Genomic DNA, 13,424 nt, shown 5'->3' with positions numbered 1-13,424 from the left:
GACACGCGTGCGCATGCTTGGCGGACAGCCAGAACCGAGGGGCGGACTCGTGGGGTGGATGGCGGCCGTGGGGCTGGGCGCCGTCGGGGGAGCGATCATAGAGATCCTCTATGTGTGGAGCTCGTTGACGGCATGGCAGCAGGCCCGCAAGAAGGCCAGGGCGAAGAAGCGGGCCGAGCTGCCGAGCCTGGGCGAATACCTGGATCCGGTGGCGGACTCCCTCGTCGCGGTCACCCGGCTGGCGCTGGGCGCGGCGGCCTGCCTGCTGTTCAAGGACCAGATCACCGGCGGCATGGCGGCCATCGCGGTCGGCGCCTCCGCCCCCGCGCTCCTGCGCCAGGTCGGCACGTTGCGCAGCCTCCGGACCCTGCCCGCGGAGACGGCCCCGGCGAAGGCGGGCGATCCGCAGGAAGCCGCACCATGAAGGAGCGCGGCCTCGCGCGGCGTTACTGGCACGCCCTCATCGACAGCAGGCCCTACGAAGCCCTCGACCAGCGCTCCTTTCGGCACCTGACCCTGTGGCAGCGTTACTGGACGGCCCTGCTCGGCCCGCCGCCACCGGCGCCACGGCGGAAAAGGCGCCTGACCCTGTCGTTCGTCCGGCTCACCCTGCCCGTGGCGGCCACCGCCATGGCGCTCGTCGTCGGCATGGTCGTGGTCAGGCCCCTGCTCAACCCGTCGGGCGGGAACATCCCCGCGGGCACCGGCGCGCCGTCCGAGGAGACCCCGCGCCTGCTCTACCGAGAGACCGTGCGCCTGCCCGTCCCGGCGAAGAAGAGCGGCGTGGGCTTCTGGAAGGTGACCTCCTCCGGCACGTCGCGCGCCGGCGCCGGTTTTCTGGACGGCAACGCCGACTTCGCCGTCTCCGGCGACGGAGCCCGGATCCGGGTGGACGGGACCCGGGCCCGTACCGGCGTCTCACCGGCCGAATGCCTCCGCCACCCGCCGTCCCCAGCGGCCCCGGGGGCCGGCGAGGACGAGGTCGGGCCCTCGCAGGCCGTCTGCCTCCTGACCCGGTCCCATGACCTCGCCTACCTGACCTTCGGCCCACCGGCCGGCGGACGGCTGACCGTCCGCGTCGACCTGTGGTCGCTCTCCTAGAACGTCACCAGCGGGTCCCCGACGAAGTCGGCGATGAAGTTGACGAAGAAGAACCCGAAGAACAGGAAGTTGAGCACGAGGATGACGTAGTGCCAGGGCCGCGGGCGGGCCGGCCGCGGGAGCTTGCTGTTCAGGTACATGAGCAGGAACGGATAGATCAGCGCTCCCAGGTTCGACATGTTGGCCGACCACTCCACGAGGCCCACCGGCAGCGACTGGAACATGATGATCGAGATGAGCACCAGCAGCAGGATCATGAACGGGTAATAGAAGCGCCGCGGGTCGCCCGCGATCAGGGCGCGCAGGCGCGGGCTCGTGGAGTTGGCCGCGTCGGTCGTCACCCGCACCATCGCCTCGAAGATGCCGAGCTGCGTCGAGAACAGGATCAGCACGCCGACGACGAGCGCCACGTAGAAGATCACCCGGCCGTACTCCTCGCCGAGCGCGCTGGCCACGAACGTCGGGACGTTCGCCCGGGTCGGCCTCTCGCCCGACAGGACGACGGCCTGCGACATGAGAAGCGTGGGCAGCAGCATGCCGAGGATGGCGCCGACGAAGAACACGCCCCACATGTCGACCATGAGCAGCCGGTACCACCGGCGCCACATGCTGCGGTTGCGTTCGTCGTCGGGGAACGTCACGCCGCTGGCCAGGATCTCGCGCCGCTCGCCGCGCAGCCCCGAGATGTAGCCGACGCGGTATCCCATGCCGTAGCCCTTGTCACGGTAGTGGCCCATGACGTACCAGTTCAGGCCGGAGGCCAGCGCGGTGAATCCGGCCAGGGCACCTAACTGGGTGGCGGTGATGCCGGCCGGCGGGGCGGCCGGGGTGACGAAGCCGACGATGCCCTCCCACCACAGGCTGAACGGGACCACGAGCAGGTCCACGGCCAGCAGGGCGATGAGGATGGTGCTGACCATGACCCAGTTGGCCAGCTCGAGCGCGCGGCTGATCCGGCGGGCGCCGGCGGTGATGAGGAACACCAGCACCAGCAGGCCGACGGCCCACCAGCGCGGTTCGAGGTCGGTGGCCGCCGGAGGGACGCCGTGGACGAGGGCGTACACACCCTGCCCGGCCGACGCGGCCCAGCCGCCCGCGATGAACGCGAAGATCACGATGAGGACGGACAGGGGGACCCAGAGCATCCAGCCCGGTGGCACGCGTCCCCAGCCGACCACCGGCGTCTCACCGGTCGCGAGCACGTAGCGGGAGCATTCGACGTTGTAGAACGTCTGCAGCACGGCCGAGACGACGATGACCCAGCCGACGCCGACGAAGCCGTACTGGCCTACGTTGAGGGGTCCGAGCAGCCATTCGCCGCTGCCGATCGAGATGCCGAGGGCTATCAGGCTGGGGCCGACGGCGTACTTGAAGAGTTCCTTGGGGCCGATCTTGGAGACTTTGAAGACCTCCTCCGGAGAGGGCAGGTCGGTGACTTCGAGATCCGGGCGGCTGACTCCGAGTGGGTGCGACATCTCACTGCCTCCTGCCGCTTAGGGTGATCCTCTCGCCCGGCGGCTACAAGACCCAATTGCCGGGCGGTCCGCCGAGGGCTTGACCGCGGGAGTCCGGAGGGCGCGCCGTCAGCAGCCCCGTAACCACCGGCTATGCGACATCGAGGCCCATCTCCCGCCAGGTGACGACATAACCGCGATCACGGCTGACAGGGCCCGTCAACGTGACGAGATGTTCAGGCGTGGCGTTACGCGACGTTACGGGATCGACTACGTACAGTGAGGAAGCGTTGTCACAAGGTGACTACAGGGGGAGATCATGAAAGGTAAGTTCATAGCGGCAGGTGGCGCACTTGTCATCGCCGCGACGATGACGGTCATGGCCATGCCGGCCAGCGCGGACTCGGTCGCCTGCGACCTGAGCCTGTCCGATATCACGCGCTCGCTTCGCATCGACCGTCACGGCGTGTACGCGGGCCGCCGCGACGCCAACGCCTGCGACGGCCGTCACGAGCAGAAGCCCGCCACCACGAAGACCGAGGACGTGAAGCCGGAGGACGTGAAGCCCGAGGAGCATGACACCTCGGACAAGGAGGGCTGGAAGCCCGAGGACCGCCACGGCTGGGACAACGAGGGCTGGGACCACGAGAACGGCCAGGACTGGGACAGCCAAGGCTGGAACGGCCAGAACCGTCACGGCTGGGACAGCGAAGGCTGGGACCAGGAGAACGGCCAGGACTGGGACAACGAGGGCTGGGACCACGAGAACGGCCAGGGCTGGGACCATGAGAACGGTCACGGTTGGGGCAACGACGGCTGGAACCAGGAGAACACTCGCGGCTGGAACGGCGAGAACGCCCGCGGCTGGAACAACGACGGCTGGAACCAGGAGAACGGCCACCGCGTAGGCTGGGACGGCTCCAAGTGGGACGGGCAGGAGCACGGCCACGAGCACGGCCACGACACCCACTGGGGTGCACCGGGCTACGACAAGCGCAACGGGTCCTGGGCTGAGCAGGGCTGGGGCACTCGCGGCTGGTCGGGCTACGACCTGCCGGTTCTCTGGTTCGGTCGCTACTAGGACTTGGCAGCAGCCGGATCTGGAAGGTCCGTCCGGTTCGGTCCCGGGACACTGCCACGGTGACCCGGGACCCCTGCCCCCAGTCACCCACCCCAGTCACGAGCCCTCAGTCACGAGCCCTCAGTCACGAGCCCTCAGTCACGAGCCCTCAGTCACGAGCCCTCAGTCACGAGCCCTCAGTCACGGGCCCTCAGTCACGGGCCCTCAGTCACGGGCCCTCGATCACGGGCCCTCGATCACGGGCCCTCGATCACGGGCCCTCGATCACGGGCCCTCGATCACGGGCCCTCGATCACGGGCCCTCAGTCACGGGCCCTCGATCACGGGCCCTCAGTCACTTGCCTCCCGTCACGCCCCCACCCACCCGCCATGCGTGACCGAACACCGGCCCCCGCGCGCGTTCCGTCCCCATGCCCGTCACCGCCGACGACTCCTCCGGCTCCCAGCGGGAGATCTTGAGCCGGCGGTCTTCGCGCGCCCGCCCTCCGCCTCACCGCCACGGTGCCCGGCCAGGCCGCGAGCCCGGACATTCCCAAGCGCCCCAAGGCCCACGCTCTTGCGGCGAGGCGATCCCATGCGCCCCCCAGCGCCCAAGCAGCCTCCGACCACCCCAGCGCCGCGTGCGCCGCCTCCTCGGTCGCACGCCCCCGGCTCCGGTCGCACGCCGGCACGACCGCTCCTCGGACGCCACCATCACGCCCCCGGCCCGGTCGTCCTCCGGTACGACCGCTCCTCAGCCGCGATCCGCCACGACGGCGGGCGCCCGGTCGAGGCCGCGCCGCTTCCCCGGGAATGCCCGCGCCGGGCGCTCTTGACCGTCGCTGAGCACGCCGCCCGCGGGTGCTGCGGGGTCCGGCGGTTGCGGTAACCCCGCCGGTGGCCCTGCGAACCCCGTCTACCGATCGACGATCTCGTTCTTGCCGATCACCACGACCCCGCCCCGCGTCAACGCGAACCGTGTGCGGTCGTACTCCAGGTCGAACCCGATCCGCGCCCCGTCCGGAATCACCACGTTCTTGTCGATGATCGCCTTGCGGACGATGGCCCCCCGCCCGACCTTGACGTTCTCCATCAGCACCGAGTCCTCCACCAGCGAGTGCGAGTGGAGCACGACCTTGGGCGACAGGATGGACCGGATCGCCGTGCCACCGGAGACGATCACCCCGGGCGAGACCAGCGAGTCGATCGCCCGCCCGACCCGGTCGCCGTCGTTGTGCACGAACTTGGCCGGCGGCAGCGGGTCGTGCCCAGTGAAGATCGGCCACTTGTCGTTGTACAGGTTGAACACCGGATGCGCCGAGATGAGGTCCATGTGGGCCTCGTAGTAGGCGTCGAGCGTCCCCACGTCGCGCCAGTAGCCGCGGTCGCGTTCGCTGGAGCCGGGGACGATGTTGTTGGCGAAGTCGTAGACGTCGGCTCCGCCCGACTTGACCAGCATGGGGATGATGTTGCCGCCCAGGTCGTGCTTGCTGGTGGGGTCGAGCGCGTCCTCGCGCAGCGCGTCGATCATCGACTGCGTCTTGAACACGTAGTTGCCCATCGAGGCGAACACCTCGTCGGGGGAGTCGGCCAGCCCCACCGCGTCCTTGGGCTTCTCCCTGAACGCCACGATCCGGCGCCCCTGGGGATCGGTCTCGATCACCCCGAACTGGTCGGCGAGCGAGAGCGGCTGCCTGATGGCCGCCACCGTCACATCCGCGCCGGAATCCTCGTGCTGCTCGACCATCTGCCGCGGGTCCATCCGGTAGATGTGGTCGGCCCCGAACACGATCACGTGCTCGGGCATCTCGTCATAGATCAGGTTCAGGTTCTGGAACAGCGCGTCGGCCGAGCCCGAGAACCACCGCGGCCCGAGCCGCTGCTGCGCGGGCACGGGGGTGACGTAGTTGCCGAGCATCGCCGACAGCCGCCAGGTACGTGACACGTGCCGGTCGAGGCTGTGGTTCTTGTACTGCGTCAGCACGACGATCTTCAGGAAGTCGCCGTTCGCCAGGTTCGACAGCACGAAATCTATGAGCCGATACATCCCCCCGAACGGCACGGCCGGTTTCGCCCGATCCGCCGTGAGAGGCATGAGCCTCTTGCCCTCTCCACCTGCCAGCACGACCGCAAGCACCCTCCGGGACCTCATGCCCAGGACGCTACCCTCAAATGGCCGATCTATCGACGAAACCCCGCACGGTGACCCCCCCGCGTGTCCGCTTTTGGTGCTCAATGTACTGCTCAACGTCCGGGGACAGGTTCCCGACCTGGGCCTCGTCCTCGTGTTCTCTGTGCAGTAAGTGCAGAAAACTTGCTCCGCGCGCGGGGCCGCCGGTCGCGGCCCACCGTAAGGTCGTGTCATGCGTGTTGATCTGCTCAGTCGGGAATACCCGCCCGAGGTGTACGGCGGGGCCGGGGTGCACATGGAATACCTGGCCCGGGAGCTGCGGAAACTGGCCGACGTGAAGGTGCGCTGCTTCGGGGCCGACCGCGCCGAGCCGGGAGTGTCGGCCTACCGGGTGCCGGGCGGTCTGGCGGGCGCCAACGGCGCGCTCCAGGTGCTGGGCGTGGACCTGGAGATGGCCGCCGCGTGCGAGGGCGCCGACCTCGTCCACTCCCATACCTGGTACGCCAACTTCGCCGGGCATGTCGCGAAGATGCTGCACGGCGTGCCCCACGTCATCACCACGCACAGCCTGGAGCCGCTGCGGCCGTGGAAGGCCGAGCAGCTCGGCGGTGGCTACACGATCTCGTCGTGGGCCGAGCGCACCGCCCTGGCCGCCGCGGACGCGGTGATCGCGGTGTCGGAGGGGATGCGGCGTGACGTGCTGGCCGCGTACCCGGAGATTCCGCGCGACAAGGTCAGCGTGATCCACAACGGCATCGACACGGCCGAGTACGCGCCCGACCGCGACCTCGGCGTCCTGGACAAGCACGGCGTGGACCCCGCCCGCCCCTACGTCGTCTTCGTCGGCCGCATCACCCGCCAGAAGGGCCTGGTCCACCTCCTGCACGCGGCGCGCGCCTTCGATCCCGCGGCGCAGCTCGTGTTGTGCGCGGGCGCGCCGGACACGCCGGAGATCGCGGCGGAGGTGACGGAGCTGGTGCGCGGCCTCGACCGCGACGGGGTGTTCTGGATCCAGGAGATGCTGCCCAAGCCCGAGGTGATCCAGCTCCTGACGCACGCCACGGTGTTCGTCTGCCCGTCGGTCTACGAGCCGATGGGGATCGTGAACCTGGAGGCGATGGCCTGCGAGACGGCGGTGGTGGCGACGGCGACGGGCGGCATCCCCGAGGTGGTGGCCGACGGGGAGACGGGGCTGCTGGTGCCGATCTCGCAGGGCGCCGACGGCACGCCGCACGACCCCGACCGGTTCGCCGCCGACCTCGCGGAGCGCGTCAACGCCCTGCTGGGAGACCCGGCCAGGGCGCGGGCGATGGGGGAGGCGGGCCGCGCCCGCGCGATCGATCACTTCTCCTGGGAGCGCATCGCCCACCGCACGATGGACCTCTACACGTCCCTGTGAGGCTCTTCCAAGCCCATCCCGTACGGCTTCGCGGCGGCCGCCCCCACCCGCCGCACGGGGCCGGCGGCCTCCAGGAGAACGCCCGCTGACCCGCACGGAGCCGGCCGCCGCGACGGCGCGCGGCCGGCCGGCTCCGTGGTCAGAACAGTGGCCCCCTTGAGGGCCCCCTTGAGGGCCCCACTTGATGGCGCTACGCGACGTGCTCCAGCACCACCACCGGGATCTCCCGGTCCGTCTTCTTCGTGTACTCGTCGTAGTCCGGCCACGTCCGGGTCATCAGCCGCCACAGCTCAGGCCGCTCGGTGCCGGTGGCCGTGCGGGCGTGGGCCGTGAACTTCTCACCCTTGACCTGCACCTCGACCTCGGGATCGGCCATCAGGTTCTTGTACCACTCCGGGTGGTCCGGGTCGCCGCCCTTCGAGGCCACGATCACGTGGTCGTCGCCGTGTTTCTGGTAGATGAGCGGCGTCGTGTACGGCCGGCCCGAGTTGCGGCCTTTGGTGGTCAGGAGCAGGACCGTGGTGTTGTTCCAGTCGTGTCCCTCGGCGCCGTCGGTCTCCTGGTAGCGCCGGACATGTTCCTTGCCATAGAGCATGATCCGCCCCTACCCACCCCCGGTGTGACCTCACCGTTACTCGCCGGGGTCTGTACGAGAAGTTAACGACCCTGGCACACTGCATTTGTGTAAGCGCTTACAGCAGCTCATTATGAAAGCGCTTACACAAAAGGGAGACGCTCGATGGACGTGACCATCTACGAGGTGGCCAAGCGGGCCGGCGTGTCGATCGCGACCGTGTCCAGAGCCCTGCGCGGCACCGGCCCCGTGGCGGCCAGGACGCGGGAGAAGGTGCTCAAGGCGGTCGAGGAGCTCAACTTCACGCCCAGCCGCCTGGGCGTCAGCCTGGCCGAGGGCCGCCACGCCGCCAACGGCATCGTCTTCCCCGACCTCGCGGGCCCCTACTACACCGAGGTCCTGCTCGGCTACGAGGAGGTCGCCTCCGAGCTGGGCCGCTCGGTGGTCATCCTGTCCACCAAGGGGCGCACGCGGGTCGGCGACCTGGTGAAGGAGCTGGCCGGGCGGGTCGACGGCATGCTGATCTTCGGCCACGCGGTCCCCGAGCCGCTGGCCGGCGAGCTGGTGCGGCTGGGCGTGCGGCTGGTGTTCATCTCGCGCGACCCGCTGCCCGGCGCCGACACCCTGCGCAGCGAGAACGCCGCCTCGGCGCGGGCGCTGGCCGAGCACCTGAAAGGGCACGGCTACGAGCGGTTCGCCTTCCTCGGCGCGCCGCTGACCAGCAGCGACGACGTGGATGAGCGCTGGCAGGGCGTGCGGGCCGTGCTCGGCGGCGCGATCGAGGCCGTGGACACCGGCCACTACACCGTCGAGTCCGGCCACGAGGCCGCCAGGAGGCTGCTCAAGGGCGGGAGCAGGCCCGAGGCGATCGTGTGCTCCGACGACGAGGTGGCGCTGGGGGCCCTGCTCGCCGCCGAGGAGCTCGGCCTCGAGGTGCCCGGCGACCTGGCCGTCACCGGCTGGGACGACATCATGGCCGCCCGCCACGCCCGCCCCGCGCTGACCACCGTGCGCCAGCCGATGCGCGAGCTCGGCGCCCGCGCCGCCCGCGCGCTCGACGAGCTGATCACCGGGGTTCGCGACACCCCGCGCCACCTCATCCTGACCACCGAGCTGGTCATCCGCTCCAGCTGTGGTCACCACCCCCAGGAGGTAAAGACGTGAACACCACCACCCGGCGCGCCGCCGCGGGCGTGCTGGCTCTCGTGACCCTGACCGCGGGCTGCGGCCGCGGCGCGGACAAGGCGCCGGAGCAGGCGCAGGACGTGACGACCGGCAAGATCACGGGGGAGGTCACGGTCTGGGCGATGGGCGAGGAGGGCAAGGCGCTCGGCACGTTCGTCAAGGACTTCGAGGGCGTCAACCCCGGCGTGAAGGTCAACGTGACGGCCATCGGCTGGGACGTGGCCCACGACAAGATCACCGCGGCCATCGCGGGCGGCGCCACACCCGACGTGAGCATGATCGGCTCGACCTGGTCGGGCGAGCTGGCCAAGACCGGCGCCCTGGAGCCCACCCCGGGCAACCTGGTCGACAAGGCGGCGTTCTTCCCGGGGGCCTGGCAGACCGTCGACGTCAACGGCACCGCGTACGGCGTGCCCTGGTACGTCGAGACCCGCGTCCTCTACTACCGCACCGACCAGGCCGAGAAGGCGGGCGTGAAGCCGCCGGGGACCTGGCAGGAGTTCACCGCGTTCGCCCGCGCGCTCAAGGAGAAGGGCGGCGCCAAGGACGGCTTCCAGCAGAGCTACACCCTGGGCGCCTCCTGGCAGGAGGTGCTGCCGCTGATCTGGCAGGCGGGCGGCGACATCGTCAAGGACGGCGCGTACAACTTCGACACCCCCGAGGCGGTCACGGCGCTCAAGCAGTACGAGGCGATGTTCAAGCAGCGGCTGGCCCCCACCGACACCCCCGCGAACGCCTTCCCGCAGACGTTCATCAAGGGCGAGGTCGGCGGGTTCTTCTCCGGCCCGTGGATGATCGGCGTGCTCACCAACGACGGCGGCGCCGGGTTCAAGGACAAGTTCGACGTGGCCCCCTACCCCAAGGGGCCGGTGTCGAGGACGAGCTTCGTCGGCGGCGCCGACATGGCGGTGTTCAAGAAGGCGAAGAACCGCGACGCGGCCTGGAAGTTCATCCAGTGGCTGAGCGAGCCGAAGGTGCAGGCCAAGTGGTACACCACGGTCAAGGCGCTGCCGGCCGTGCAGTCGGCCTGGCAGGAGCCCGAGCTCAAGGCCGACGAGCAGCTCGCGGTCTTCGGCGAGCAGCTCAAGGACGCCAGGACCCCGCCGCCGTTCCCCACGTGGGAGCAGGTGGCCAGGGTGCTGGAGGCCGAGCTGGAGAAACTGGCGCGCGGCACCCAGACGCCCGAGGAGACGGCCAAGGCGATCCAGTCGCAGGCCGGCACGATCGGGACGGGCCTCTGAGCCCATGGTGGTCCTCACGACGAGGCCGGCGCCGGCCGCCCCGCCCCCCATCAAGGTGAGGGGCGCGTTACGCCAGTCGGGCATCGGCTGGATCTTCATCCTGCCGTTCGTGGTGCTGTTCGCGGTGTTCTACCTGGGGCCGCTGCTCGTCGGCATCGGCATGAGCTTCACCGACATGCGCAGCACCGACGTGACCGACCCGCTCGCCGTCGACCCGGTCGGCGTCGAGAACTACCTGCGGCTCATGAACGACGAGGCCATGCGCAAGGCGGCGGTCAACACCGTCGTGTTCGTGCTCACCGCGCTGCCGCTGACGATCGGGCTCGGGCTGGCCTCCGCCGTGCTGCTCAACTCCGGTATCGCCCGGCTGCCGGCCGCGTTCTTCCGCCTCGGCTACTACCTGCCCAACATCACCAGCATCATCGGCATCGCCGTGGCCTGGAAGTTTCTGCTGGAGCCCGAGGCCGGGCTGGTGAACCGGCTGCTGGAACTCGTCGGGATCCAGGGCCCCAACTGGCTGCAGGAGCAGAGCACCGCGCTGCCCTCGATCATCGTGATGACGGCCTGGCGCAGCTTCGGCTTCAACATGGTCGTGCTGCTGGCCGCCCTGCAGAGCATCCCGAGGGAGCTGTACGAGGCGGCGGAGGTGGACGGCGCCGGGCGCTGGGCCCGTTTCCGCTCGGTGACCGTGCCCTCGCTCCGCCCGGTGCTGCTGTTCTGCACCGTCTACAGCTCGGTCGGCTTCATGCAGTTCCTGGAGGAGCCGCTCGTCATGACCAGGGGCGGGCCGCTCGACTCCACGCTGTCGGCCTCGCTGGCGATCTTCAGGCAGTTCGGCGTCGGCAACTACGGCTACGCCGGGGCGGCCTCGACCGTGCTGTTCACGGTGATCGTGGCCCTGGCCGTACTCCAACTCAGGCTGGGGAGGAACAGGTGAGGAGCACCCGCCGCCAGCGCGCGGTCGTCTACCTCGGGCTCAGCGTCGGGCTGCTGCTGGTCGTCGGGCCGTTCCTCTGGACGGCGCTCAGCTCGGTCAAACCCGAGCAGGAGATCAGGCGCGACCCGCCCACGTTCCTGCCCGAGACGTGGACGCTCGGCAACTTCACCGAGCTGTTCGACCGGGTGAACATGGGCACCGCGTTCGCCAACAGCCTGATCATCGCGCTCGTGCTGGTCGCCACCAACCTGCTGTTCTGCTCGATGGTCGGCTACGCCTTCGCCAAGCTCTCCTTCCGCGGCAAGAACCTGGCGTTCGGGCTCGTGCTGGTGCAGCTCGCGATCCCGGCGATCGTGCTGATGGTGCCGCAGTTCGTGCTGATCGCCAAGCTCGGCATGGTCAACACGTTCATCGGGATCATCCTGCCGACCGTGGTGACGCCGCTGGGCGTGTTCATGATGCGGCAGTTCATCTCCGACCTGCCCGACGAGCTGATCGACGCGGCCCGGGTGGACGGCGCCAGGGAGTTCCGGATCTTCTTCAGGATCATCCTGCCGCTGTGCGGGCCGCCGCTGGCCACGCTGGGGCTGATCACGTTCCTCGGCGCGTGGAACAACTTCCTCTGGCCGGCCGTGGTCGCCCAGAGCGAGAGCATGTACACCCTCCCGGTCGCGCTCAACATCCTCAACGACTTCGAGGGCACCCACTACAACCTGCTGGTCGCCGGATCGGTCGTGGTGATCGCGCCGATCCTGTTCCTGTTCGTCTTCCTGCAGCGCTTCTTCATCCAGGGCATCGCCACGTCCGGCCTCAAGTAGAGGAGCACTCCCATGCGCAAGACGGTCCTGTCCGGCCTGCTGATCCTTTCCTTAGCCGTCCCCGCCGTCCCCGCGAACGCCGACAGCACGCTCCATCGCTACGCCAGGGACACCTGGCGCTCGATGGCCGCCATGGTCGAGCCGGCCACCGGCATCCCCTCCGACAAGGTCACCGGCGACCTCAGGACGCGGGCCCAGGTCACCTCGCCCACCAACATCGGCACGTACGTCTGGAGCACTCTCACCGCCCGCGACCTGCGCCTGATCAGCGGCGGCGACGCGGCGTCCCGGGTCGGCAGGGTCCTGCGGGCCCTGGAGCGGATGGAGCGCAACGCCCCCACCGGCCAGTACTACAACTGGTACGACCCCGCCACCCTCCAGCTCGTCACCTCCTGGCCGGGCACCGGTGAGCCGGTCCGCCTGTTCGCCTCCAGCGTCGACAACGGCTGGCTGGCCACCGCCCTCATGATGGTCCGCAACGCCATGCCCGCCCACGCCAAGGCCGCCAACCGCCTGCTGGCCTCGATGAACTTCGCCTCCTACTACGACCCGGCCGCCCGCCCCGACGCCGGGACCGGCCTGCTGCGCGGCGGCTTCTGGCCGGAGCCGCCCGACGGCTGCAACGTCCCGAGCGACTACGCCGGCACCGGCACGACCGTCTACTCCACCTGCCACCACTACGGCGCCCCCGCCGAGACCCGCATCGGCCAGTACGTCGGCATCGCGCTCGGCCAGATCCCGCGCGAGAGCTACTTCGGCCCCTACCGCACGTTCCCGGACAACGGCTGCGACTTCGGCTGGCAGGAGCAGAAGCCGGTCGGCTCGTGGAAGCAGTACCTGGGCGTCAACGTCTGGGAGGGCACCTACGAGTACCGCGGCATGCGTTACGTCCCCAACTGGGGCGGCTCGATGTTCGAGGCCCTCATGCCGGACCTCGTGGTCCCCGAGGCCAAATGGGCGCCGCGCGCCTGGGGCCGCAACCACCCGGTCTTCGTCCGCGCCCAGATCGAGCACGGCCTGAACGAGGCCAAGTACGGCTACTGGGGCTTCTCACCGTCCAACGACCCCGAAGGCACCTACGAGGTGTACGGGGTGGACCAGCTCGGCATGGACGGGCCCGGCTACATGTCCGACCGCGAGCGCACGAACGTGGACCCGGGCTACGAGGGCTGCCGCCCCGCCCAGCCGGCGCCTGAGGCGTACGGGAACGGCGTGGTGACGCCGCACGCGAGCTTCCTGGCGCTGCCGTACGCCAAGTCCGCCGCCCTGGACAACCTGGCCAGGCTGCGCAAGGACTTCGACGCCTACGGCCCCGGCGGCTTCTACGACGCGATCGCGGTCCGCTCCAAGGTCGTGTCGAAGTGGTATCTGGCGCTCGACCAGGGCATGGCGATGGCGGCCCTGGGCAACCTGCTCACGGGCGGCAACCTGCACCGCTACTTCGCGGGCTCGGGCGTGGAGGCCAAGCTGCGCCCGGTGATGGAGATCGAGGAATGGGACGTCGTCCCGCCGAAGCGATGAAAC

At 69.7% G+C, this 13,424-nt stretch carries 12 protein-coding genes; 9 read left to right on the top strand and 3 right to left on the bottom strand.

Annotated elements, in window-relative coordinates; all coding sequences use genetic code 11:
* Positions 1-49: 49 nt before the first annotated feature.
* Both AB0I15_RS35675 and AB0I15_RS35670 read left to right on the top strand, forming a co-directional pair.
* A complete protein-coding gene (locus AB0I15_RS35675) occupies positions 50-424 on the top strand; it encodes a hypothetical protein (RefSeq protein ID WP_358105443.1) in 375 nt (124 codons plus the stop codon).
* Positions 421-1,101 (top strand): hypothetical protein, encoded by a 681-nt coding sequence (locus tag AB0I15_RS35670; protein ID WP_358105440.1) that lies wholly within the window; start codon positions 421-423, stop codon positions 1,099-1,101. The genes AB0I15_RS35675 and AB0I15_RS35670 overlap by 4 nt, the downstream gene beginning before the upstream one ends.
* Here the strand turns inward: AB0I15_RS35670 and AB0I15_RS35665 are convergent.
* On the bottom strand, positions 1,098-2,576 hold the full coding sequence (locus AB0I15_RS35665; RefSeq protein ID WP_358105437.1) for an Nramp family divalent metal transporter: 1,479 nt from the start codon (positions 2,574-2,576) through the stop codon (positions 1,098-1,100). The two genes, AB0I15_RS35670 and AB0I15_RS35665, sit on opposite strands and share 4 nt — an antisense overlap.
* A 298-nt stretch (positions 2,577-2,874) precedes the next feature.
* Here AB0I15_RS35665 and AB0I15_RS35660 point away from each other — a divergent pair, with 298 nt between their 5' ends.
* Positions 2,875-3,636, top strand: coding sequence for a hypothetical protein (locus AB0I15_RS35660; RefSeq protein ID WP_358105434.1), 762 nt, complete (start codon positions 2,875-2,877; stop codon positions 3,634-3,636).
* Between the two features lie 895 nt (positions 3,637-4,531).
* Here AB0I15_RS35660 and glgC read toward each other — a convergent pair.
* Complete coding sequence (glgC, locus tag AB0I15_RS35655; RefSeq protein WP_358105431.1) at positions 4,532-5,767, bottom strand: glucose-1-phosphate adenylyltransferase; 1,236 nt, start codon at positions 5,765-5,767, stop codon at positions 4,532-4,534.
* A 211-nt stretch (positions 5,768-5,978) separates the two neighbouring features.
* Here glgC and glgA point away from each other — a divergent pair, with 211 nt between their 5' ends.
* Positions 5,979-7,145 (top strand): glycogen synthase, encoded by a 1,167-nt coding sequence (gene glgA, locus AB0I15_RS35650; RefSeq protein ID WP_358105428.1) that lies wholly within the window; start codon positions 5,979-5,981, stop codon positions 7,143-7,145.
* A 190-nt stretch (positions 7,146-7,335) separates the two neighbouring features.
* On the opposite strand, the gene AB0I15_RS35645 is transcribed toward glgA, so the two are convergent.
* On the bottom strand, positions 7,336-7,740 hold the full coding sequence (locus tag AB0I15_RS35645) for a nitroreductase family deazaflavin-dependent oxidoreductase (protein ID WP_358105425.1): 405 nt from the start codon (positions 7,738-7,740) through the stop codon (positions 7,336-7,338).
* 144 nt (positions 7,741-7,884) lie between these two features.
* Between AB0I15_RS35645 and AB0I15_RS35640 the strand changes: the two genes are divergently transcribed.
* From AB0I15_RS35640 to AB0I15_RS35620, 5 genes are read left to right on the top strand one after another with little or no spacing between them, the layout of a single operon-like run.
* Positions 7,885-8,883, top strand: coding sequence for a LacI family DNA-binding transcriptional regulator (locus tag AB0I15_RS35640; protein ID WP_358105422.1), 999 nt, complete (start codon positions 7,885-7,887; stop codon positions 8,881-8,883).
* Positions 8,880-10,145: a sugar ABC transporter substrate-binding protein gene (locus AB0I15_RS35635; protein WP_358105420.1), complete on the top strand. Its 1,266-nt coding sequence runs from the start codon at positions 8,880-8,882 to the stop codon at positions 10,143-10,145. The genes AB0I15_RS35640 and AB0I15_RS35635 overlap by 4 nt, the downstream gene beginning before the upstream one ends.
* A 4-nt stretch (positions 10,146-10,149) precedes the next feature.
* Positions 10,150-11,082: a sugar ABC transporter permease gene (locus AB0I15_RS35630; RefSeq protein WP_358105417.1), complete on the top strand. Its 933-nt coding sequence runs from the start codon at positions 10,150-10,152 to the stop codon at positions 11,080-11,082.
* Positions 11,079-11,900, top strand: a complete 822-nt coding sequence (locus AB0I15_RS35625) for a carbohydrate ABC transporter permease (protein WP_358105414.1) — start codon at positions 11,079-11,081, stop codon at positions 11,898-11,900. Before AB0I15_RS35630 ends, AB0I15_RS35625 begins: the two co-directional genes overlap by 4 nt.
* 12 nt (positions 11,901-11,912) lie before the next feature.
* Positions 11,913-13,421, top strand: coding sequence for a glucoamylase family protein (locus AB0I15_RS35620; protein WP_358105411.1), 1,509 nt, complete (start codon positions 11,913-11,915; stop codon positions 13,419-13,421).
* The last annotated feature ends 3 nt before the right edge of the window (positions 13,422-13,424 follow it).

The sequence above is a fragment of the Nonomuraea sp. NPDC050643 genome (assembly GCF_040654715.1).
Lineage (GTDB): Bacteria > Actinomycetota > Actinomycetes > Streptosporangiales > Streptosporangiaceae > Nonomuraea.
The sequence above is the reverse complement of the archived record's forward strand: the minus strand, read 5'-3'. Positions and strand labels throughout refer to the sequence as shown.